At 58.4% G+C, this 21903-nt stretch carries 20 protein-coding genes and 1 riboswitch; of the genes, 7 read left to right on the top strand and 13 right to left on the bottom strand.

All coding sequences use genetic code 11. The features are described from left to right. Nucleotide 1 precedes the first annotated feature (1 nt). Entirely contained in the window at nucleotides 2-628 is a 627-nt protein-coding gene (cobO, locus tag M1D99_RS07960; protein WP_458131615.1) for a cob(I)yrinic acid a,c-diamide adenosyltransferase, read from the bottom strand. 79 nt (nucleotides 629-707) lie between these two features. After that, nucleotides 708-916, bottom strand: a riboswitch (cobalamin riboswitch). A 159-nt stretch (nucleotides 917-1075) separates the two neighbouring features. On the opposite strand from cobO, the gene M1D99_RS07955 reads away from it, so the two are divergent. Further along, complete coding sequence (locus M1D99_RS07955; RefSeq protein ID WP_434574605.1) at nucleotides 1076-1660, top strand: hypothetical protein; 585 nt, start codon at nucleotides 1076-1078, stop codon at nucleotides 1658-1660. Between the two features lie 288 nt (nucleotides 1661-1948). Continuing rightward, complete coding sequence (locus tag M1D99_RS07950) at nucleotides 1949-3265, top strand: PQQ-dependent sugar dehydrogenase (protein WP_458131614.1); 1317 nt, start codon at nucleotides 1949-1951, stop codon at nucleotides 3263-3265. Between the two features lie 136 nt (nucleotides 3266-3401). Here the strand turns inward: M1D99_RS07950 and M1D99_RS07945 are convergent, their stop codons facing one another. The 5 genes from M1D99_RS07945 to M1D99_RS07925 form a co-directional block, all read right to left on the bottom strand. Then, the gene (locus tag M1D99_RS07945) at nucleotides 3402-3935 is read right to left on the bottom strand and encodes a C40 family peptidase (RefSeq protein ID WP_186707011.1); all 534 of its coding nucleotides are present in this window, start codon (nucleotides 3933-3935) and stop codon (nucleotides 3402-3404) included. Between the two features lie 165 nt (nucleotides 3936-4100). Beyond that, on the bottom strand, nucleotides 4101-4727 hold the full coding sequence (locus M1D99_RS07940; protein ID WP_186707012.1) for a C40 family peptidase: 627 nt from the start codon (nucleotides 4725-4727) through the stop codon (nucleotides 4101-4103). Between the two features lie 244 nt (nucleotides 4728-4971). Further along, nucleotides 4972-5676 carry a DnaA regulatory inactivator Hda gene (gene hda / locus M1D99_RS07935; protein ID WP_003178999.1) on the bottom strand — a complete coding sequence of 235 codons (705 nt, stop codon included), beginning with the start codon at nucleotides 5674-5676 and terminating at the stop codon, nucleotides 4972-4974. 169 nt (nucleotides 5677-5845) lie between these two features. Then, nucleotides 5846-6919, bottom strand: a complete 1074-nt coding sequence (locus M1D99_RS07930) for an AI-2E family transporter (RefSeq protein WP_434574603.1) — start codon at nucleotides 6917-6919, stop codon at nucleotides 5846-5848. 32 nt (nucleotides 6920-6951) lie between these two features. After that, on the bottom strand, nucleotides 6952-8010 hold the full coding sequence (locus M1D99_RS07925) for a DUF2066 domain-containing protein (protein WP_458131613.1): 1059 nt from the start codon (nucleotides 8008-8010) through the stop codon (nucleotides 6952-6954). 364 nt (nucleotides 8011-8374) lie between these two features. Between M1D99_RS07925 and purM the strand changes: the two genes are divergently transcribed. From purM to M1D99_RS07905, 4 genes are all read left to right on the top strand, one after another. After that, on the top strand, nucleotides 8375-9433 hold the full coding sequence (gene purM / locus M1D99_RS07920) for a phosphoribosylformylglycinamidine cyclo-ligase (protein ID WP_003204658.1): 1059 nt from the start codon (nucleotides 8375-8377) through the stop codon (nucleotides 9431-9433). Beyond that, nucleotides 9433-10083 (top strand): phosphoribosylglycinamide formyltransferase, encoded by a 651-nt coding sequence (purN, locus tag M1D99_RS07915; RefSeq protein ID WP_186707015.1) that lies wholly within the window; start codon nucleotides 9433-9435, stop codon nucleotides 10081-10083. The genes purM and purN overlap by 1 nt, the downstream gene beginning before the upstream one ends. Nucleotides 10084-10091: 8 nt before the next feature. Beyond that, on the top strand, nucleotides 10092-10805 hold the full coding sequence (locus M1D99_RS07910; protein WP_186707016.1) for a DUF3108 domain-containing protein: 714 nt from the start codon (nucleotides 10092-10094) through the stop codon (nucleotides 10803-10805). A 383-nt stretch (nucleotides 10806-11188) separates the two neighbouring features. Beyond that, nucleotides 11189-11383, top strand: coding sequence for a hypothetical protein (locus M1D99_RS07905; RefSeq protein ID WP_186728790.1), 195 nt, complete (start codon nucleotides 11189-11191; stop codon nucleotides 11381-11383). 230 nt (nucleotides 11384-11613) lie between these two features. Here the strand turns inward: M1D99_RS07905 and M1D99_RS07900 are convergent, their stop codons facing one another. The 5 genes from M1D99_RS07900 to cysM all read right to left on the bottom strand — a co-directional run bounded on the left by M1D99_RS07900 (nucleotide 11614) and on the right by cysM (nucleotide 17841). Further along, complete coding sequence (locus M1D99_RS07900; RefSeq protein WP_053124301.1) at nucleotides 11614-12153, bottom strand: DUF2058 domain-containing protein; 540 nt, start codon at nucleotides 12151-12153, stop codon at nucleotides 11614-11616. 26 nt (nucleotides 12154-12179) lie between these two features. Then, nucleotides 12180-13013 carry a nucleoside triphosphate pyrophosphohydrolase gene (gene mazG / locus M1D99_RS07895; protein ID WP_186728794.1) on the bottom strand — a complete coding sequence of 278 codons (834 nt, stop codon included), beginning with the start codon at nucleotides 13011-13013 and terminating at the stop codon, nucleotides 12180-12182. 207 nt (nucleotides 13014-13220) lie between these two features. Next, nucleotides 13221-15467: a GTP diphosphokinase gene (gene relA, locus M1D99_RS07890; protein WP_186707019.1), complete on the bottom strand. Its 2247-nt coding sequence runs from the start codon at nucleotides 15465-15467 to the stop codon at nucleotides 13221-13223. Nucleotides 15468-15568: 101 nt separating this feature from the next. After that, the gene (gene rlmD, locus M1D99_RS07885) at nucleotides 15569-16939 is read right to left on the bottom strand and encodes a 23S rRNA (uracil(1939)-C(5))-methyltransferase RlmD (protein ID WP_458131612.1); all 1371 of its coding nucleotides are present in this window, start codon (nucleotides 16937-16939) and stop codon (nucleotides 15569-15571) included. Further along, a complete protein-coding gene (gene cysM / locus M1D99_RS07880) occupies nucleotides 16939-17841 on the bottom strand; it encodes a cysteine synthase CysM (protein ID WP_458131611.1) in 903 nt (300 codons plus the stop codon). The genes rlmD and cysM overlap by 1 nt, the downstream gene beginning before the upstream one ends. A 1406-nt stretch (nucleotides 17842-19247) precedes the next feature. Here cysM and M1D99_RS07875 point away from each other — a divergent pair. After that, the gene (locus M1D99_RS07875) at nucleotides 19248-19448 is read left to right on the top strand and encodes a response regulator transcription factor (RefSeq protein WP_458131610.1); all 201 of its coding nucleotides are present in this window, start codon (nucleotides 19248-19250) and stop codon (nucleotides 19446-19448) included. A gap of 439 nt (nucleotides 19449-19887) precedes the next feature. On the opposite strand, the gene M1D99_RS07870 is transcribed toward M1D99_RS07875, so the two are convergent. Together M1D99_RS07870 and M1D99_RS07865 are read right to left on the bottom strand one after the other, a co-directional pair. Continuing rightward, a complete protein-coding gene (locus M1D99_RS07870) occupies nucleotides 19888-20298 on the bottom strand; it encodes a hypothetical protein (RefSeq protein WP_458131609.1) in 411 nt (136 codons plus the stop codon). A gap of 985 nt (nucleotides 20299-21283) precedes the next feature. After that, a complete protein-coding gene (locus tag M1D99_RS07865; RefSeq protein ID WP_434574596.1) occupies nucleotides 21284-21784 on the bottom strand; it encodes a toxin-activating lysine-acyltransferase in 501 nt (166 codons plus the stop codon). Nucleotides 21785-21903 lie beyond the last annotated feature (119 nt).

Below are 21903 nucleotides of genomic sequence, written 5' to 3'. Positions count from 1 at the left end.
CTCACAGTTCGACGCCTTTCTGCGCCTTGATACCCGCCTGGAACGCGTGCTTGATCATGCCCATTTCGGTCACGGTGTCGGCCAGCTCGATCATCTCGGGCTTGGCGCCGCGACCGGTCACCACCACATGCTGCATCGGTGGGCGGGCCTGCAGATCGCTCAGCACCTGATCGAGGTCGAGGTAACCGTGCTTTAGGGCAATGTTCAACTCGTCGAGCACCACCAGGCCAATGGACGGATCACTGAGTAATTGACGCGATACGGCCCAGGCGGCTTCAGCGGCGGCGATGTCGCGCTGGCGATCCTGGGTTTCCCAGGTGAAGCCTTCACCCATGACGTGAAAGCGCACCTGCTCCGGGAAGCGGCGGAAGAACAGCTCTTCACCGGTGCTGTTGCGGCCCTTGATGAACTGCACCACGCCGCACTGCATGCCGTGGCCCATGGCCCGTGCCAGCATGCCGAACGCCGAACTGCTCTTGCCCTTGCCATTACCGCTCAGCACCAGCAGCAAGCCGCATTCGTTCGGCGAGTTGGCGATGCGCTCGTCGATCACGGCTTTCTTGCGCAGCATGCGCGCCAGGTGGCGTTCGTCGCGATCAGACGTATCGGTGATGAGGGAGTCGGTCATGGAAGCTCTCCGTTGGGATTGGATAACGGCGGGCGGGCACAAAAAAGGACGGCAACGAGCCTGGCATCGCCCACCGTGATGCCGTTGGATGAATCAGGCCGGTCTCCGGGCTCATGAGCGGCGTGGTGCCTGGCTGCGCGCCTTCCCATGTCTGCGACACAGTGGCTTTTGCACAGCGTTGACTCATTTACCGTTGCGGGGGCAGCGCCGGGTTCGTGTTCACTCACCGGCTTCCCTGTTTCACTCTGTCGAACGCGGTCACAGAGCACCTGAAACAAGCGGCGAAGGTTAGAGGGTTGGGGGTGGAGCGTCAATTAAAGCTGCCATGGCTCGTGCACGGAACATTGGCCAGGATCAATAAAGTGACGTCAATCTTGTGCCACGCTACGGCAAGTGATATCAAATAGGCATCACGACCCGATATCACAAGAACAAGAGGGCAAAAACATGCAAGGCATGCTCATCAGCAATCCAAAGCTGGAATTCCTGCGCCCGCTGCTGGAACGCTGGTTTGATTGTATCGACCGCTACAACGCCGTGCGCGGCGATAACGACACGCCCTATTGGTTCGATGAACGTGCCAACCTTGGGTTGCTGTCGGCCGCTGCCTGGATGGCCGAAATGGTCACGCTGCAGAACGCCCCGACCCGCAAGCAGAACGAAGAGGGCGAACGTAACGTCAGCGCCGACCTGTTCATCGCCAGTACCGAGGAGCGCGCCTTCATCCAGGCCACCCAACGCTGGCCCAAGGTCAACAACCTGAACCTGACCCAACCGCTGCTCGAAGCCACCAGCGATGCCAAGCGCATCAGCTACGCCAGCGACCTGAAGCTGGGCTGCCTGTTCGTCTCGCCGCAAAAAACCCAGCAAAGTGCCACGCCCGAAGAACTGCAGGACATGATCGACGACCTGCAAAAGGAAAACACCTGCGCCGTGGCCTGGTACTTCCCTTACGCCTATCGCAAATTGCGCAACGAAGCCGGGCAGTACCATCCTGGCATTGCGGTGCTGTTCAAGCAGGCCCATGGTTGATTCGTTCAGCAAGGAACTGCGAGGTGACCTCATGTGGGAGCGAGCACTCGGATACTCACAAATCCTGCGCTCACCACAGTTCTCCTGTGGGAGCGGGCTTGCTCGCGAAAGCGGTATGTCAGTTGGCGTTGATGTTGGATGTGCTGCCGTCTTCGCGAGCAAGCCCGCTCCCAAAAAGGGTTGTTCAATGGTCAAAAATCTGCGTCCACTGCGGGATCTGCCTGAGTTGAACCATCGCGCGTCTACGCTCCTCTATGAATAACCACATGCATTCATAGGGACGCCAGCATGCTCAAGCCACCTCATCTTCTGATCGTCGCCCTTGCCGCCGGGCTTGTCGCTTGTGGCGAATCGTCCACCTTGCAAGTCTCCGACGGCACTGGCCCTGCACCGAAACTGCCCGAACCGAACAAGACCCTGATCCCCACCGTCAACATCGCCGAAGCCATCGGCTGGCCGCAAGGCGCCAAGCCAACCCCGGCCCAAGGCCTGCAAGTCGGCGCCTTCGCGGAAGGGCTGGACCATCCGCGCTGGCTCTACGTGCTGCCCAATGGCGATGTGCTGGTGGCCGAAACCAATGCCCCGCCCAAGCCAGACGATTCCAAGGGCATCCGTGGTTGGGTGATGAAAAAAGTCATGGGCCGCGCCGGTGCCGGGGTGCCCAGCCCCAATCGCATTACGCTGCTACGCGACGCCAACCACGACGGCATCGCCGAAACCCGTACGGTGTTCCTGGAAAACCTCAACTCACCGTTCGGCATGACCCTGGTCGGCAATGACCTGTACGTGGCCGATACCGACCGGTTGATCCGCTTCCCCTACAAAGAGGGTGACACGCAAATCAAGGCACAACCGACCAAGGTCGTCGACCTGCCCGGCGGCACCCTCAACCACCACTGGACTAAAAATGTGATTGCCAGCCGCGACGGCAGCAAGCTGTACGTCACCACTGGCTCGAACAGCAACGTCGGGGAAAATGGCATGGAGGCCGAGGAAGGTCGCGCCGCCATTTGGGAAGTGGACCGTGCCAGCGGCAAGCACCGGATCTTCGCCTCAGGCCTGCGCAACCCCAACGGCCTGGCTTGGGAACCGCGCACTGGTGCGCTCTGGACGGCAGTGAACGAGCGGGACGAGATCGGCAGCGACCTGGTGCCGGACTACATCACGTCGGTCAAGGACGGCGCCTTTTATGGCTGGCCTTATAGCTATTACGGGCAGAACGTCGATGCCCGGGTCGAGCCACAAAACCCGGCCCTGGTGGCCAAGGCCATCGCCCCAGACTATGCCGTCGGCCCGCACACGGCGTCATTGGGACTGACCTTCGCCGAGGGCAGCAGCTTGCCTGCACCGTTTACCGAAGGGGCTTTCATCGGCCAGCACGGCTCCTGGAACCGTAAGCCCCACAGTGGCTATAAAGTGATTTTCGTACCGTTCAACGGCGGCAAACCAGTGGGACAACCGATGGATGTGCTGACTGGTTTCCTGGACGCCGACGAAAAAGCCCAAGGCCGGCCAGTGGGCGTGGTGATCGACAAGCAGGGTGGGTTGTTGGTGGCTGATGATGTGGGGAACAAGATTTGGCGGGTGTCGAAAAAACAGGGCTGAAACCGATCCCCGTGGCGAGGGAGCTTGCTCCCGCTCGGTTGCGTAGCAACCGCTAAAAGCTTGGGGCTGCTGCGCAACCCAGCGGGAGCAAGCTCCCTCGCCACAAGAGCGCTCTTGCGGCGCAAAAACTCAATCGTCAGGGATTGCGCGCCAGGTGCTCCGGTTGCAGCACACGCTTGGCGCCCAGATAGGCCCTTTGCCAATAAGCCTTGGACAGGCTGTCGAGCTTGACCGTGCCACCCGTCGCCGGCGCGTGGACAAAGCGCCCTTCGCCGACATAGATCCCGGCGTGGCTGACCTGGGAACCGCCATTGGTGGCGAAGAACACCAGGTCACCGCTCTGCAACGCGTCCTTACCCACTTCTGGCGCCCGCATGCTGATCATTTCCCGCGTGGACCGTGGCAGTGCAATACCGGCGGCGTCGCGGTATACATAACCGATCAAGCCACTGCAATCGAAGCCCGAATCCGGCGTGTTGCCACCCCAACGATAAGGCGTGCCCACCAGGCCCAGCGCCCGGAAAAGTACGTCTTCGGCGGCCGGAGAAAAGGTTTGCGAGGGAGCAAAGACCACCGGGGCCCGTACGGGTGCTGGCGGCGGGGTACGGCTGGCACATGCACTGAGCAGTGCGGCGAGGAAGATGAGCGCGAGGCGGGCCGACGTCGACATATGCAGAACAATCCTGATCTGGATGCGGCTTTTCTGCCGTGGGCATGAAAACAAATCCGCCTGCGGAGTACGCAGGCGGATTGCCATCAATCAATGATCAAGGATTCTAGCGGCTATATGGCAAACTTCAAGTAAGACTTTAAGTTTGCCTTACAAACTGTGTGCTTACTTGCGAGCAGTGACCGTTGTCGGTGCCATGGCGAGGGCTCGCTTGGCTTCGATGAAGGTCTTGCTCCAGTAGCTGTCGCCCAGGCTGTCGATCCGCACGCCACCGCTGCGGCGGCTGCTGGAATGGATGAACTGGTTGTCGCCCAAGTAGATACCGGCATGACTGACGCGACCGCGACGACCGTTGGTGCTGAAGAACAGCAGGTCACCGGGCTCCAGCTGGTTGCGCGCTACCAGGGGGGCGTTCACGTTGATCATTTCGCGAGTGGAACGCGGCAGGTTCATGCCGGCCTCTTCACGGAACAGGTAGCCGATGAAACCGCTGCAATCGAAGCCGGCTTCAGAAGTACCACCAAAACGATAGCGGGTACCAATCAACGACATGCCGCGCTCCAGGATACTGTCAGCCAGTACTGGAAGCTGGTAAGGCTTGCTGCCGGCGAAGGCGGCGAGTTCTTTGTCGGAGGCCATTTCTTCCTGGAACGCAACGGAGGAAGACTGGGCAGTAACAGAGTTCTGGACCTGTGGCTGGGGCGCTTGCTGGGACACCGGAGTGTGGGCAGCGCAACCGAACAACAGGGTAACGAGTGCGAGAGGCACGAGGGGTGCGAAGCGATTTAGCATGGGCACGACCGTGGCTGAAGTAGTAAAGATGGCGAGACTATGCCTTCTATCAACCTCATTTGCAAATTCAATCGATGCAAATGTGACTTCTCGGTTTTACGTTTACATCTAAGCGCTTAAGCCCATTTTGACTGTGGCGAGGGAGCTTGCTCCCGCTGGGCTGCGCAGCGGCCCCTTTTGTGAGCGCTTCGCACTCAAGCGGGAGCAAGCTCCCTCGCCACATAAGATCTCGCCCAAAAAATTTTTACCAACCCAGGGTTTCTTTCAAAAAAGGAATAGTCAGCTTGCGCTGGGCCTGGAGCGAGGCCTGGTCGAGGCGTTCGAGCAGCTCGAACAATGCGCTCATGCTACGGGTGCCGCGGGTGAGAATGAAATGCCCGACTTCGTCGGTCAGGTGCAGGCCGCGGCGGGAAGCACGCAGCTGCAAGGCACGGAGTTTGTCTTCGTCGGACAGCGGGCGCATCTGGAAAATCAGCGCCAGGGTCAGACGTGACTTGAGGTCCGCCAGCTTCACCGGCAGCTCCCGAGGCGAAGTCGAGGCGGCGATCAGCAAGCGTCGACCGCTGTCGCGCAGTCGATTGAACAGATGGAAAAGCGCCTCTTCCCAGTCAGCCTTGCCGGCCACGGCCTGGAGATCGTCCAGGCACACCAGTTCGTACTGTTCAAGGTTGTCGAGGATTTCGACGCCGCGATCAAGCAACTCGGCCAATGGCAGGTACACCGCCGGTTCGCCCAGTTGCTCAAACCGCAGGCACGCGGCCTGCAACAGGTGCGTGCGCCCTACCCCGTCCTTGCCCCACAGATAGATCAGGCTTTCGGTCCAGCCGGCGTCGGCTTCGCAAAGCCGCTCGACATAGCCGAGTGCAGCGGCATTGGCGCCTGGGTAGTAATTGATAAAGGTGGCGTCATCACGCAGACGCACACCTAGGGGCAGCTGAATCGGTTTCATGCTGACTGAACAGTTCCTCGGGAACCGTTAGTGGCCTCTGTGTAAAGTGCGCAAAGTTTATACCCGTGACGCGGACCGCACAATGCGCCGGACCACGAGCAAAATCAAAGGTTTGCAGCGACAAGGGCGCGAAGCGTCAGTTTCCCTGACACCCCGCCTGCCCTTTGCCCTATAGATCGGGGTCTTCGACGCCACTGTAGATATCTGAATCTTTGTACAGATCGTGCATATGCCGTACCAGCACCATGATCACCGCGGCCACCGGCAGCGCCAGCAGGATCCCGGTGAAGCCGAACAACTCGCCCCCCGCCAGGATGGCGAAAATCACCGCCACCGGATGCAGGCCAATGCGATCGCCCACCAACAGCGGCGTCAGTACCATGCCCTCCAAGGCCTGCCCGACCATGAACACCGCCACGATACCAACCATCGGGTACAAGTCGCCGCCGAACTGGAACAACCCGGCGACCAATGCCGCGCCAATACCGATCACAAAGCCCATGTACGGGACGATGGCCGCCAGTCCGGCGATCAAGCCAATCAACAGCCCCAGTTCCAGTCCAACCAGCATCAGCCCTGCCGCATAGATGAAACCCAGGGCCACCATCACCAGCAGTTGCCCGCGCACGAACGCCCCCAGCACCTCATGGCATTCGCCGGTCAGGGTCATGATGCGTTCTTCGCGATGACGCGGCAGCAGGCTGCGAATCTTCGCCATCATCAAGTCCCAGTCCCGCAGCAGGTAGAAGGCCACCACGGGAATCAGCACCAGGTTCGCCAGCAGGCCGATCAACGCCAGGCTCGAAGCCGTGGCCTGGCTCAACACCACGCCGACGATGTCGGTGGTCTGGCCCATGTGCTCGCTGATAGCGGCCTTGACCTTGTCGAACTTCCAGAAGCCGTCGGCCAGCCCCAGTTTCGATTGCACCCACGGCACCGCGCTGTGCTGCAACCAGTCGAGCATCTGCGGCGCCAATTCGTACAAGCGCAGCAGTTGCTTGGCGAGCATCGGGATCAGCACCAGCAACAACGCGACCACGATCAAGGTGAACAATGCAAAGACCGTCACAACGCCCCATGTCCGCGACAGGCCGAGCTTTTCCAGGCGATCCACCACCGGGTCGAACAGGTAGGCCAACAGCAGCGCAACCAGGAACGGCGTGAGGATCGGGTGCAGCAGATAGATAAACGCGAACAGCAGGGCGACCCCACCCAACCAGAACCAACGCCGCGTATCGCCCATGAACCACTCCTAGCTATATAAAGAAAGACAACCTACCAGCGGAACCGCAAGTTGGCGGCCGGTGCTGGCGCAGGTGTTGCAACCGGGACCGAGCCATCGGCTGCGGGCGACGCTTCAGGCACCGGCGCTACAGCCTCGCCTGCTGGAATTTCCTGCAGTTTTGCCAGGGCCAATTGCGCCTTCAGTTGCTCGGCGCTGCCGTTGACCTTATAGACGATCCGATCCCCTTCGACCCGCTGCAACTGCCCACCGAACGGCTCGAGCAAACGCCCCAGCGCTGCATAACGCTCCAGGTTCATGCCCTGCACTTCCAGCAGTTGCTCGGTGGCCACGCCCGGCTTGGCGACGAAACGCGGTGCCAGGCGCTGGCTCACCGCGAGCATGACCGCATCGGCCAGGGCCGCAGGATTTGCGCCCTGGGCGGTACCCTGTTCGCGCTGGTCCCCCAGCCACAGGCGCCAGGTGCCTTGCCACTGTCCGCCCTCTTCCTTGGCATGGACCGCCAGCAAGGCGTCCGTCGCGTAGCGCTCCGAAGCATCACGCAAAGGTGCCGGGTCGCTGCCTTCCAGGTTCGGCGCGGTGGCGATGATCTGCTCGCTCAAATCCGCCAGCGGCAGGTGCAGTGCCAAGCCCCGATGCTGTGCAGCACGCCGCAGCGGGGTGGCGCTGGCCTGGCCATCGCCCACCAGGCTGGAGCCTTCGGCCGAGTCGTTCAGCCACCAACCGAGGATCGACGGTCGGTTCGCGCTCCACAGCGACAAGCCTGCCGAGCGCAGTGCCCGGTCGGTGCTCGCCGGGTCGAAGTCCACCTTGAGGCTTTCCGGCGGGCCGGCATCGTAGCCATATTGAAGAATGATCTGTTGCGGGTCCTGGCGGATGGCCGCCAACCCGGGATTCTGGGCCGCCTTGGCGTCGCCGGTCAGGCGCAGCACCAACGTATCCAGGGCGCGCAGCGTCGCCTGGTTGCGCTCCTCCGGCGTCTGGCTGGTGACCGGTTCGAGCACTTGATAGAGGCCATTGACGGTTTCGGCATGGCTCGCCAGGCTGATCAGCGACAAGCAGCCCACGGACAAGAATTTGAACAAACGCATGGAAGATTCCCGGACATAACGGCTGGAACAGGCCGTGTGAAGAAGATTGAGCATGGCTGTGACCACAGCACCCGGCAAAACATTCACACGCCCGGTGGAAGTTTCGCACGGTCATCACCATAACCGGTTACCGCTACACCTTATACAGACGCGCTACGCAGTACCAATATAAGAAATATCGGTTTTTTTCCGTGGATATGTCCCTGCCCGTCGGCGCGAGGATGGCCGCTGCCCCTCAAGCCTGATAAAATCGCGCGCCTTCGCAGACCGGCAATGGCTGGGCTCCCGGAATAATTCGTACAACGGTTATTCAATGGCCCCGGCGTCGGTCGTTACCCAGAAATCCCCCCTAAAGGCCTGGATCATGAGCAAGCAACCCTCCCTGAGCTACAAGGACGCCGGTGTAGACATCGACGCCGGTGAAGCATTGGTCGAACGCATCAAGAGCGTCGCCAAGCGCACTGCGCGTCCGGAAGTCATGGGCGGCCTGGGCGGTTTCGGCGCCCTCTGCGAGATCCCGGCCGGCTACAAGCAACCGGTCCTGGTCTCCGGCACCGATGGCGTCGGCACCAAGCTGCGCCTGGCCCTGAACCTGAACAAGCACGACAGCATCGGCATCGACCTGGTGGCCATGTGCGTGAACGACCTGGTGGTCTGCGGCGCCGAGCCGCTGTTCTTCCTTGACTACTACGCCACCGGCAAACTGAACGTCGACACTGCCGCTCAGGTCGTGACTGGCATCGGCGCCGGCTGCGAACTGTCCGGCTGCTCCCTGGTCGGCGGCGAAACCGCTGAAATGCCTGGCATGTACGAAGGCGAAGACTACGACCTGGCCGGCTTCTGCGTCGGCGTCGTGGAAAAGGCCGAGATCATCGACGGCTCGAAAGTCGCCGCCGGCGATGCCTTGCTCGCCCTGCCGTCCTCCGGCCCGCACTCCAACGGCTACTCGCTGATCCGCAAGATCATCGAAGTCTCGGGTGCCGACATTGAAAACACCCAGCTCGACGGCAAGCCGCTGGCCGACCTGCTGATGGCCCCGACCCGCATCTACGTCAAGCCGCTGCTCAAGCTGATCAAGGACACCGGCGCCGTCAAGGCCATGGCCCACATCACCGGCGGTGGCTTGCTGGACAACATCCCGCGCGTGCTGCCAAAAGGCGCCCAGGCCGTGGTCGACGTGGCGAGCTGGACCCGCCCGGCCGTGTTCGACTGGCTGCAAGAGAAAGGCAACGTCGATGAAACCGAAATGCACCGCGTGCTGAACTGCGGCGTGGGCATGGTCATCTGCGTGGCTCAGGAGCACGTCGAGACCGCCCTGAACGTCCTGCGTGAAGCCGGCGAGCAGCCTTGGGTCATCGGCCAGATCGCCACCGCGGCGGAAGGCGCTGCACAGGTCGAGCTGAAAAACCTTAAGGCGCACTGATGTCCGCAACCTGTGACGTGGTGGTGCTGCTGTCCGGCACCGGCAGTAACTTGCAGGCCTTGATCGACAGCACGCGGGCCGGCGACAGCCCGGTCCGCATCCGCGCGGTGATTTCCAACCGCGCCGATGCCTACGGCCTGCAACGTGCCAAGGACGCAGGCATCGATACCCGCGTCCTGGATCACAAGGCGTTCGAGGGCCGCGAAGCCTTCGACGCCGCGCTGATCGAACAGATCGACACCTTCAATCCGCAACTTGTGGTACTCGCTGGTTTCATGCGCATCCTCAGCGCTGGCTTCGTGCGTCACTACCAGGGTCGCCTGTTCAATATCCACCCGTCGCTGCTGCCCAAATACAAAGGGTTACACACTCACCAGCGCGCGCTGGAGGCCGGAGACACTGAGCACGGCTGCTCTGTGCACTTCGTCACCGAGGAACTCGATGGCGGACCACTGGTCGTACAGGCAGTAATACCGGTAGAGTTGCACGACACGCCGCAAAGCCTGGCGCAACGGGTTCACGCCCGCGAGCACCAGATCTACCCGATGGCCGTGCGTTGGTTTGCCGAAGGAAGGCTGACCCTCGACGATCGCGGTGCCTCACTGGACGGCCAGTTGCTCGCCGCCAGCGGCCATTTGATTCGATACTAGGAGATTTTATGCGTCGCGCCCTGCTCTTCGCTTGCGCTCTGCTTGCCTTGCCCCTGGCACAGGCCGCAGACCTTCAACCGTTCTCCGCCAGCTACACCGCCGACTGGAAGCAGTTGCCCATGAGCGGCACTGCCGAGCGCAGCCTGACCAAGGAAGCCAACGGCACCTGGAAGCTGAGCTTCAAGGCTTCGATGATGATCGCCAGCCTGACCGAAGAAAGCACCCTGACCCTGGACAAGGACACCCTGCTGCCACAGTCCTACCACTTCGAACGCGGTGGCCTGGGCAAGGCCAAGAAGGCCGACCTGGACTTCGACTGGAACACCAAGATGGTCACCGGCACCGATCGCGGTGACGCGGTCAAGCTGCCGCTCAACCGTGGCATGGTCGACAAATCCACTTACCAGTTGGCCCTGCAGCATGACGTGGCCGCCGGCAAGAAAAGCATGAGCTACCAGGTCGTGGACGATGGCGAAATCGATACCTATGACTTCCGCGTCCTGGGTTCGGAGAAGGTCGACACCAAGGCCGGCCAGATCGACGCAATCAAGGTCGAGCGCGTGCGCGACCCGACACAAAGCAAGCGCATCACCGTGCTCTGGTTCGCCAAGGACTGGGACTACCTGCTGGTGCGCCTGCAACAGGTCGAGACCGACGGCAAGGAGTACAACATCATGCTCCAGGACGGTACGGTCAATGGCAAGGCTGTGAAAGGCAGCTGATCGACGCCGATAACAAAAAGCCTCGCCGATGCGGGGCTTTTTATTTGCCAGGACTTCATGACCACCCAATGACCCTGTGGGAGCGGGCTTGCTCGCGAAAGCGGTGTGTCAGACAAAGCAGCTCCATCTGATACACCGCTTTCGCGAGCAAGCCCGCTCCCACAGGGGGTTTGCGTTCACTCAAGGATTGGCGCTGCCACATGAAACCTTCTTCATGCACGCCACCTGCGACCGAATGCCGCGCACCGCCTGGCCTGCAGGACTGCTGCGCTTTGCATGAAAACTTCTTAACCCGCCGAAGCATTTACTTAGCACGCTATCCAAACCTATAACAAAGTCCTGCACACGCCTTGCTGCAGATAACAGAGATTGGAGCTTGCAAGATGACTGTGAAAGTAACTGAACGCGACGACGCCCACATGTCCCACGAAGGCATTGCCGCCGGTATCCGGATTTGGGACGTGCATCAACAGGATTTGTTGGTAGGGATGTTCCACTCCGAGACGGATGCCCATAGCTACAGGGCTGAGCTGGAGCGCGAGGAGCGGCAGCGTTCGCGGGAGACCGCTGAATCCTGAACCACACAAGACCCTATGGGTCCTGTGGAACCTGTGGGAGCAAAGCTTGCTCGCGATGGCGCTGAGTCAGCCGACAAATAATGTGGCCTGATAATCAGCTATCGCGAGCAAGCTTTGCTCCCACAGATTCCTACAAATTCCTACAAATTCCTATAGATCCGTACTCCCTACAGATGCTTCTCAAGCCTTCTGCAGGTCTTGCGCTTCAACTCAATGGCATTGCGCCCTGCTTACCACATCAAATCATCAGGAATCTGGTAGGCCGCGTACGGATCATCGGCATCCACTTCTTCGGTCTGGGTGTTGAGCTGGACAATGCGCTTGGGGTCGCGTTCCTGGATTTTCAGGGCGGCCTCGCGCGGGATCACTTCGTAGCCACCGGCGTGGTGGACGATCGCCAGGGAGCCACTGCTCAACTTGTTGCGCATCAGGGTATTGACCGAGATGCGCTTGACCTTCTTGTCGTCGACGAAGTTGTAGTAGTCCTCGGTGGTCAGCTTCGGCAGGCGCGAGACTTCGATCAATTGCTTGATCTGCGCGGCCCGGGCCTTCTGCTCGACCTTTTCCTGCTGCTGCCGGTTGAGTTCCTGGTCGCGCTTGACCTTCTCGGCCATGGCTTCCTGCGCTGCGCGCTGCTGGGAATCATCCAGTTCGATCTGGCCTTTATGGGCCAGGCGTTGCTGCTTCTGTTTCTCTTTGCCGACCTGCTTGGCCTGCTTTTGGTTGACCAGCCCTGCTTTGAGCAACTGGTCGCGAAGGGAAAGGCTCATGGTGCTTACTCACTTAGGCAACGGCCTCAGCCACAGCTGGGCAAATTCTTTTCCTGACGTTTGGCTTCGCCCCATAAGGCGTCCAACTCTTCGAGGGTGCAATCTTCCATTGGGCGATGGGTGTCGCGCAATGCCTGTTCGATAAATCGGAAGCGTCGCTCGAATTTCCCGTTGGCGTCGCGCAGCGCGGTTTCCGGGTCGACCTTGAGGTGGCGCGCCAGGTTCACCACGCTGAACAGCAGATCGCCGATCTCGTCGCTGATGGCCACCGGATCGTTGTCGGCCATGGCTTCGAGCACTTCGTCCAGTTCCTCCCGGACTTTATCAAGCACCGGCAAGGGCCCCGGCCAATCGAAACCGACCTGGCCGGCACGCTTTTGCAACTTCGCCGAACGGGACAACGCCGGCAGCGCCGCCGGTACATCGTCGAGCAGCGACAATTGTTCGGGCGCCGTGGCCTTCTCGGCCCGTTCCTCGGCCTTGATTTCCTCCCAGCGCTGCTTGACCTGGTCTTCGTTCAGGCGCGGGATGTCCACGGGCGCATACAGGTCACCGGTAGGAAACACATGGGGATGACGGCGAATCAACTTGCGGGTGATGCTGTCGACCACGCCGGCGAATTCGAAGCGGTTTTCTTCCCGGGCCAGTTGGCTGTAATACACCACCTGGAACAACAGGTCGCCCAACTCCCCCTGCAAATGATCGAAATCGCCGCGCTCGATCGCGTCGGCCACTTCATAGGCTTCTTCCAAGGTATGGGGGACGATGGTCCGGTAGGTTTGCTTGATGTCCCACGGGCAGCCGTACTGCGGGTCCCGCAGGCGATTCATCAGGTGGAGCAGGTCTTCGAGGCTGTACATCAATTCATCCCATGACAAAAAAAAGCCCTGTGGGAAATAATTCAATAAGCCAAGAGGAGTGAGCCTGTGGGAGCAAAGCTTGCTCGCGATAACGGTGGGTCAGTCTCCGGATAGGCTGGGGCCACCACCACAATCGCGAGCAAGCTTTGCTCCCACAGACTTTGCTCCCACAGGCCTGCTCCCACATTTTTGGAGTGCGCCTGACCTTTAACCCGGCGTTCGGTTACGCCGGGTCTCGATGATGTTCGGCAGCTGGGAGATCCGCCCCAGCAACCGTCCCAGCGCATCCAGCCCCGGAATCTCGATGGTCAAGGACATCAGCGCGGTGTTGTCTTCCTTGTTCGAACGCGTGTTCACCGCCAGCACGTTGATCCGCTCGTTCAGCAACACCTGGGACACATCACGCAGCAGACCGGATCGGTCGTAGGCGCGGATGACGATGTCCACCGGGTAGGTGAGCACCGGCACCGGGCCCCAACTGACTTGAATGATTCGCTCCGGCTCGCGACCGGCCAGTTGCAGCACCGAGGCGCAGTCCTGGCGGTGAATGCTCACGCCGCGCCCCTGGGTGATGTAGCCGACAATCGCATCCCCCGGCAATGGCTGGCAGCAACCGGCCATCTGGGTCATCAGGTTGCCCACGCCCTGGATCTGGATATCGCCGCGCTTGCCCGGCTTGTAGCCGGTGGCCTTGCGCGGGATCAGCTCCAGTTGCTCGTTGCCCCGCTCCGGCTCCACCAGCTGCTGGGCCAGGTTGACCAACTGCGCCAAGCGCAGATCGCCAGCACCCAGCGCGGCAAACATGTCCTCGGCGGTCTTCATGTTGGCTTTTTCGGCCAGCTTGTCGAAATCCACCTGCGGCAGGCCCAGGCGACCGAGTTCACGTTCGAGCAAGGTCTTGCCGGCGGCGACGTTCTGGTCGCGGGCCTGCAATTTGAACCAGTGGACGATTTTCGCCCGCGCCCGGGACGTAGTGATGTACCCCAGGTTCGGGTTCAGCCAGTCGCGGCTCGGCGTGCCGTGCTTGCTGGTGATGATCTCGACCTGTTCACCGGTCTGCAGGCTGTAGTTGAGCGGCACGATCCGCCCGTTGATCTTGGCGCCACGGCAGTTGTGGCCGATCTCGGTGTGGACGCGATAGGCGAAGTCCAGCGGTGTCGCGCCCTTGGGCAGGTCGATGGCGTGGCCGTCGGGGGTGAAGATGTAGACCCGGTCCGGCTCGATGTCGACGCGCAGCTGTTCGGCCAGGCCACCGATGTCGCCCAGTTCCTCATGCCACTCCAGCACCTGGCGCAGCCAGGAGATTTTCTCTTCGTAGTGGTTGGACCCGGACTTGACGTCGGTGCCCTTGTATTTCCAGTGGGCGCAGACGCCCAGCTCGGCTTCCTCGTGCATGGCGTGGGTGCGGATCTGCACTTCCAGGACCTTGCCCTCGGGGCCGATCACCGCGGTGTGCAGCGAGCGATAGCCGTTTTCCTTGGGGTTGGCGATGTAGTCGTCGAACTCCTTCGGAATGTGCCGCCACAAGGTATGGACAATCCCCAGCGCGGTGTAGCAGTCGCGCATTTCCGGGACCAGTACGCGAACGGCGCGAACGTCGTAGATCTGGCTGAATTCCAGGCCCTTGCGCTGCATTTTTCGCCAGATCGAGTAAATGTGCTTGGCCCGGCCACTGATGTCGGCTTCGACGCCGGTGGCCTGCAATTCTTCGCGTAACTGGGTCATCACGTCGGTGATGAAGCGTTCGCGATCCAGGCGTCGCTCATGCAACAGCTTGGCGATCTGTTTGTATTGATCGGGTTCCAGGTAGCGGAAGGACAGGTCCTCCAGCTCCCACTTGATGTGACCGATGCCGAGACGGTGGGCCAGGGGCGCATAGATGTCGAACACCTCCCGGGCAACGCGATTGCGCTTTTCGTCATCGGCGGACTTCACCGCTCGGATCGCACAGGTGCGTTCGGCCAGTTTGATCAGCGCGACGCGCACGTCGTCGACCATCGCCACCAGCATCTTGCGCAGGTTTTCCACCTGGCCCTGGGTGCCCAGCACCATGGACTGGCGCGGGCTGAGGCTGGCGCTGATGGCCGCCATGCGCAGCACGCCGTCGATCAACTTGGCCACCACGGTGCCGAAGCGCTGGCTGACCACCGGTAGCTGGATCTGCCCTTCGCGCACGCCGCGGTACAGCACCGCCGCCACCAGGGAGTCCTGGTCGAGCTTGAGGTCAGCGAGAATTTCCGCGATCTCCAGGCCCGTCTGGAAACTCGAGGTGCCTTCGGACCAGAGGTTCTTCGCCGCGTTGTGTTGCTGCTCCGCCTCGCGCGCAAACTCGCAGGCGGCCTTCAAGGCTTCGCGATCCAGTGCCGTGTCGATACTGACCGCGTGATCGAGCCAAGCCTCGAGATTGATACTGCCGTCGGTGTTGATCGGCTGGTGTGCTCTCACCTGTACCATCTTTACTTACCTTCCCTACGACGCAGATTCAATGCGTCAACTTCGCTGACCTTCGCTGTCCGTGTTTCCGCCCAAGGCTATGGCGGGTTGGCACGAACGGGTCAGTCGGACAAGCCATCCTGGCTCGCTTCAAATAACGCCATGGCCTCGACATGCGCCGTTTGAGGAAACATATCGAGAATCCCGGCACGTTTTAACCGGTAGCCCTGCTTGATCAGTTCGACCGTATCCCGGGCCAAAGTTGCCGGGTTGCACGATACATAAACCAACCGTTTGGCCCCCAGGGACGACAGCTTGCGCACCACCTCGAAAGCACCGTCACGGGGTGGGTCCAAGAGTACCGCAGAAAAGCCTTCGCCGATCCATTCGGCATCCGCCAGAGGCTGGGATAAATCGGCCTGAAAAAAGGCAGTGTTATTCAAATTGTTGCTGACGGCATTGGCCGCCGCACGGTCCACCATGGTTTGCACGCCTTCGACAGCCACCACCTGGCGCACGTTCTGGGCCAGCGGCAAGGCAAAGTTGCCCAAGCCGCAGAACAGATCCAGCACCCGCTCCTCGGGGCGGGGCGCCAACCATTGCAACGCTTGGGCGATCATCGCCTCGTTGACGCCGGCGTTCACCTGGATGAAATCCCCGGGCCGGTACGCCAGCTCAAGGTCCCAGGCATCCAGGCGAAACCCCAGCGCCTGTCCGGGTTCGACCGGTTGCGGCTCACCTTCACCGTGTAGCCACAACTGGGCCTCGTGAAACGTGCAGAAATCCTTGAGGATCGTCAGGTCGGCCTCCGACAGCGGCGCCATATGACGCAGCAATACCGCGAGGGACGAACCGGCGAACAATTCCACATGCCCCAGCGCCTGGGGTTTGCTCAAGCGCCGCAGCATCTCCGGCAGGCGGCTCATGATCGGCTGCAAGGGCTGTACCAGCACCGGGCAATCGCCAATGGCGACGATGTCCTGGCTGCCGGCGGCGCGGAAACCCACTTCGAGCTTTTTCGCCTTCTGGTCCCAACGCACCGCCACCCGGGCGCGACGTCGATAACCAAACTCCGACCCGCTCAACGGCGCGGCCCATTCATCGGGCTCGACACCGGCAACCCGCGACAGTTGCTCGGCGAGCATGCGCTGTTTCAGGGCGAGTTGTTCGTCATGGGGCAAATGTTGGACGCTGCATCCGCCGCAACGACCGGCATGAATGCACGGCGCTGGGCGGCGCAGTTCACTGGACAGGAATACGCGCTCGGTGCGCGCCTCGACCACTTTGCCGTGAGCTCCGAGCACCCGCGCCTCGACCTCTTCACCGGCCAGGGCGCCGATGACGAACCAGGTGCGGCCGTCGACAAACGCAATGCCCCGGCCATCGTTGGCCAGGCGTTCAATGGTCAAGCGCCGCTTTTTACCGGTGGGCACTTGCGGGGCCCGGCTTCCGCCGCTGGGCTGGAAGCGCAAGCCTCTTTCATGCTTGGCCATCAGTTGGGCGCGTCGAAAATGCCGGTCGACAGGTAACGGTCGCCACGGTCACAGATGATCGCGACAATCACCGCATTCTCCAATTCCTTGGACAGGCGCAGCATCCCCGCCACGGCACCGCCCGAAGACACGCCGCAGAAGATGCCTTCTTCACGCGCCAGGCGACGGGTCACGTCCTCGGCTTCGCGCTGGGCCATGTCGATGATGCGGTCCACGCGGTCGGCCTGGTAGATCTTCGGCAGATACTCTTCGGGCCAGCGACGAATGCCGGGAATGGCCGAGCCTTCCATCGGCTGCAGGCCGATGATCTGCACGTTGGGGTTCTGTTTTTTCAGGTAGCGCGAGGTGCCCATGATGGTGCCGGTGGTGCCCATCGAACTGACGAAATGGGTGATGGTGCCGTCGGTCTGGCGCCAGATCTCAGGACCAGTGGAGGTATAGTGGGCCTCGGGATTGTCGCCGTTGGCGAACTGATCCAACACCTTGCCACGCCCCTCGGCCTGCATGCGCTCGGCCAGGTCCCGGGCGCCTTCCATGCCCTCCTCCTGAGTCACCAGGATCAACTCGGCGCCATAGGCCGTCATCGCCGCCTTGCGCTCGGCGCTGGAGTTATCAGGCATGATCAGGATCATCTTGTAACCCTTGATCGCCGCCGCCATCGCCAAGGCAATCCCGGTATTGCCGGAAGTCGCCTCGATCAGCGTATCGCCGGGCCGGATCTGCCCGCGCAATTCACCACGGGTGATCATCGACAACGCCGGCCGGTCCTTGACCGAGCCCGCCGGGTTGTTCCCTTCGAGCTTGAGCAAAAGCGTATTGGTGGTCTCGCCGGGCAAGCGCTGCAAGCGGACCAGCGGAGTATTGCCGACGCAATCGGCGATGGTGGGGTACTGCAAAGTCATGGCGTATTCGCAATCCGGGCTGCGGGGGCGCCTATCATACCGGCAAACCCGGCGAGGCCATATCACGCAAAGTGAGGGGGTTATGGCTTATGGGAATAAGCGAGGCGTGTGCTGCTTTGCGGAGGAGCTTGATCACTCGCCACCGGATCCTTGCGCGCGCGTGATGCTCAGGCCCATGGAGTCGATTCGGTACACCACAGGATGCTTTTTCCTACAGATCTGAGCGCTCGAATCGCCCATGGACGTCTGTTGTAAGCGCCGCCTGTAGGCACTCTTCCTGCTGGTTTGTAGGCTCGTTCCTTTTGTATTGATGACAAAGCGGCCAAAGCTATCTGGCTTGGCACCATGTTCTTTACAGTTGTAGCGCTAAACGTATTGGTAGGGAGTGAGCAATAACAATGGCCAACGCGAAACAAAAAGATCCACAACCCAGCGCCCGGCGGACTTGCGGGCAACGCTTGCGCAGCCTATTGGAAGAATACGACATCTCTCCCTCAGGGTTTGCCAAGGTGCTCGGCATCAGCCCTCAATGCCTGACGAACTGGAGCACGCGGGGTATACCTCGACAGCGGGTGGAGCCATTGGCACGGTTGCTGAGTGTCAATGAAGTGTGGCTGGTGACTGGGGAGGGTGAGCGGGCACGTGACATACGTCGGGAGTAGGAGAGGATCTAACAGGTTCGCGGGGTTGGGACTGGTGGGTGCCCTCCCCGACGCTCCCCCACTCCTCGACTTTCCTTGCCTGATTGGAAAACGCGAATTGGCTGCCGGCACGCTGGTTGTGATCAATGGCTAACTGGGTGGCCAGACCTGTCCCTGCGCCAAGGCTTTATCGTTGACTTATACATAAAGTTAAAACCCCGCCTTCAAACCTTCCATCTGATCTCGAATGCTGCGCTCCCGACCCCCTTCTGAAGCCCATCCGCCATGATCGCCCCGACACCCAAGTCGAAAAGTCTATCCACACCCCAACCCCGTCGACTTCCGTAAATCCATTGACAGCCTGGCTGTGCCGCTAAGCTGGGGATGAAAGTTGCGCCCCGGTGAGAGCAAGCTTCCTCGCCATGGAGGCCACGCTCGATGATTTATGGGACGTTACCTGACCCAACGCAGCCCCAGGACGACAGGAGCGTATTCGAACAGGGCGAAGTTATAGAGACGTAGCCAACCTGCTGCTTCCTCCATATTCGCTCCATCTAACTGTCAGACCTGCCACTTTCTGTAGTACTTATTACCCCCCAAGGGAAGTTCTTTCCTCGCAGCACATAAAAGTCTGTAGGAACACGATTTTTTATCGGATATTTCCCGCGACTCGTCGAGACATCCATGAACTAGCGAGCCATCAGATATACCGATAATATTATTACCAAGCAATTCAGCGCTCGATCTTAACCAAGGAACAGCCAATTGAAGAAAAACAATAAAGACTTAACAAAGCGAGAGCAGGAAGTTTTGCAGTTGCTTCTGCAAGGCGAAACAAACAAAAGAATAGCTTTAGCGCTCGGCATTAGCGATTTCACGGTGCGAGAATACGTTTCCTCAATTTTACGAAAGAAAGGGGTAAACTCCAGAGGGAAGTTGTTCTCGGAGAAGCTAAACAAACCTTAAAAGCATTACGCGCTTTACCACTCCCTCCAGTATTCCACCATTAAAAATTTTGATCGAACAACGTACTCATATCACCACCAGGTAGGAGCTCTTCTAAAATCAATACTTCCTGAGCACAACACTTAACCGACACCAATGTAAGCATTCAAAGCTTGCGTTCCGTACACAACCATGAACATGATCCCAAAGAAAAAGTACAGCTGCTTATACCTATCCGGCACAACATAACCACACACCTTTTTCAGGATTAATTCAGCACCTTTAAAAAACAACCCTATTGCTAAACCCGCCGCCCCTCCTGCCACACACACCAACAATATAGACATCATCTCCCTCTGATCGAACACCAAACCACACCAACACAACGGAGCCAGACACTAAACATAAGCCTACTCCACTCATTCGAAGCAAAAATCCAACAAACTCAAACCCAACAAAATCATTGATAAGCTATATTATGCTCCAAGCAAAACTTTTCAATCATCTTAATCACAAACTCTCGTTGCTCTTCAGGTATAAATCTTGGCAGTAAAAAAACCACTCTTCGTCCAGACATATTGACCACTATTTCAATTGGTTTAAATATACAGTTTGTTATGCTGACTTCAACCACATCTCGATCAAATGACACCGTTTTAAATTTACGCCTAAAGCAAATTCGCCCCCCTTCCAGCCAAAGCAATCTACGCCCCTTAAAATACAACAACAAAAACAACGAAAACCAAATCAAAATCAGAGACAAGCCAACCCACAAGTCCAACTTTAAAAAAAGTATAATTTGAACAATCAACACACTACCAACCGTATGAGCAGAAAACTCGAAATATCTCAAAACGACTTCGTCTTTCACGCGAACCTTCCGTCAAACATGCATACAACCAGGAACATATCACCAAAAACTGTAAGTTTCCGTAGCTAATCGAAATATTTTAGCTCCCCCTCCCCTCCAGGCAAATTATCAGTGGCGGGACCATCTGAATTAGAAACACAATAAAAACCGGAAAGATAAACATGAACATCACATTATCTGAAATCGTATAATCAAATGCAGACTTACATACCGAAATCAGCCCTCTTAAAGCAAGTCCCATCACCCCCCCCATTAAAATCCATAACAGAATAGACATACCAACCCCCGACTCCACTTTAATACATTCTCCTTACCCTTAGCGCTGTACGAGCGTGAGTAACGGAAATCAAGCTAATCCGTGTGAGAGACTAAAGCTGATGACCTACCATTCGGTAAGATTAGCTGAAAACATTTTTTTGCAAATCAGCTAAATTCTGTCGGCAAGCGCTATGAGCATACATAAAAACAACAGACACACCATATACATAGCGCCACCAACAGAATAATCAACAACCGAAATGAAAAACAAAGAAATCCAACACAACCATTTTTAAATGGTTATACTGCAATTAGATTATTTCTTTGCCACTCCTCATCCGTCATGCGCCTTGCATTTGGCGACTTATTCCTCCACCAATCACTCCGGCCCCGTATCCAACGCCGACCCCCTTTATTATATTCGTGCTCACGGCTCCTGTCGGCCCCGTAAACACCCCACCAATTGCTCCTATTACAGTCGTCCCTACAAATTCCCCTGTGTTAAATGTCCCACCACCAACTGAAGTCCCAATATATCCAGCGGCTGCCGCCGCACCACCTATAGCGGCCCCGGCAATTAAGGCGCCGTTGGCGCCTCCCACAGCAGCTGCTTCGACCAATGAAATCTCGCGCATTTCTAATCCTCCTTCCAATATTGTCTTAAGCGAGCAATACCAACAATCCACAGCAAGCTCACATCAAAGCTATCCACTATTCAATTACACCACTAATTTTGCAAAAAAACTTTTTTCATATATATGTCACCTTTCATTTGATAACCAGCGCTCCTTCGAACTGTATAATCATCGTTTCGACGGACCCAATAAACCTTATTAACACCCCGCTCCCAAAGATGATTTCTAATTATTTTTAAAGATTCATACACACCTCCACAAGGAAAACAAAAATCAACTATCCAGGTCCTTCCACCCTCATTCCACTCAGAAGGATGAATTACAAAATCAAGACGCGTAAGTAGACGCTCTTCACTATCAGCAGCCAAGTGCGCCCACGTTACATAGCCAAGAGGAGAGGACGTTTTATCAAACAAAAACAAAATTTGTCTGTGATCTATTGCTGGAGAAATCCAATATTTCAATGTAGTCATCGAAAAAGAAGAATACCTCCTACACATAGACGTAATCATGCAAGCAAAACCCAGTTGTTTTGCCTTATCCAAAACAGCATCACATCCACAAGAAGTATATAAATCGAACTTCCTTTTCATCAACAACACCCCTATACAAGCATAAAAGACAACTACATTAAGCCGTTCCGTTTTTTTTGCGACTGAAACCTCGATAAAACTTTACTGAATACAAATCCACATAACGCCTATACATACAA

This window comes from Pseudomonas sp. R3-41 (assembly GCF_054161485.1).
Note: the sequence above shows the minus strand (reverse complement) of the source record. Positions and strands in the feature narration are given on the sequence as shown.

Coding starts and splice junctions, on each gene's coding strand:
- M1D99_RS07955 (WP_434574605.1), top strand. CDS start 1,076: ATGCAAGGCATGCTCATCAGCAATCCAAAGCTGGAATTCCTGCGCCCG.
- purN (WP_186707015.1), top strand. CDS start 9,433: ATGTCCGCAACCTGTGACGTGGTGGTGCTGCTGTCCGGCACCGGCAGT.
- M1D99_RS07865 (WP_434574596.1), bottom strand. CDS start 21,784: ATGAAAAGGAAGTTCGATTTATATACTTCTTGTGGATGTGATGCTGTT.
- M1D99_RS07925 (WP_458131613.1), bottom strand. CDS start 8,010: ATGCGTTTGTTCAAATTCTTGTCCGTGGGCTGCTTGTCGCTGATCAGC.
- M1D99_RS07905 (WP_186728790.1), top strand. CDS start 11,189: ATGACTGTGAAAGTAACTGAACGCGACGACGCCCACATGTCCCACGAA.
- M1D99_RS07900 (WP_053124301.1), bottom strand. CDS start 12,153: ATGAGCCTTTCCCTTCGCGACCAGTTGCTCAAAGCAGGGCTGGTCAAC.
- hda (WP_003178999.1), bottom strand. CDS start 5,676: ATGAAACCGATTCAGCTGCCCCTAGGTGTGCGTCTGCGTGATGACGCC.
- rlmD (WP_458131612.1), bottom strand. CDS start 16,939: ATGGCCAAGCATGAAAGAGGCTTGCGCTTCCAGCCCAGCGGCGGAAGC.
- mazG (WP_186728794.1), bottom strand. CDS start 13,013: ATGTACAGCCTCGAAGACCTGCTCCACCTGATGAATCGCCTGCGGGAC.
- M1D99_RS07945 (WP_186707011.1), bottom strand. CDS start 3,935: ATGTCGACGTCGGCCCGCCTCGCGCTCATCTTCCTCGCCGCACTGCTC.
- M1D99_RS07950 (WP_458131614.1), top strand. CDS start 1,949: ATGCTCAAGCCACCTCATCTTCTGATCGTCGCCCTTGCCGCCGGGCTT.
- M1D99_RS07940 (WP_186707012.1), bottom strand. CDS start 4,727: ATGCTAAATCGCTTCGCACCCCTCGTGCCTCTCGCACTCGTTACCCTG.
- cysM (WP_458131611.1), bottom strand. CDS start 17,841: ATGACTTTGCAGTACCCCACCATCGCCGATTGCGTCGGCAATACTCCG.
- M1D99_RS07910 (WP_186707016.1), top strand. CDS start 10,092: ATGCGTCGCGCCCTGCTCTTCGCTTGCGCTCTGCTTGCCTTGCCCCTG.
- relA (WP_186707019.1), bottom strand. CDS start 15,467: ATGGTACAGGTGAGAGCACACCAGCCGATCAACACCGACGGCAGTATC.
- purM (WP_003204658.1), top strand. CDS start 8,375: ATGAGCAAGCAACCCTCCCTGAGCTACAAGGACGCCGGTGTAGACATC.
- M1D99_RS07930 (WP_434574603.1), bottom strand. CDS start 6,919: ATGGGCGATACGCGGCGTTGGTTCTGGTTGGGTGGGGTCGCCCTGCTG.
- cobO (WP_458131615.1), bottom strand. CDS start 628: ATGACCGACTCCCTCATCACCGATACGTCTGATCGCGACGAACGCCAC.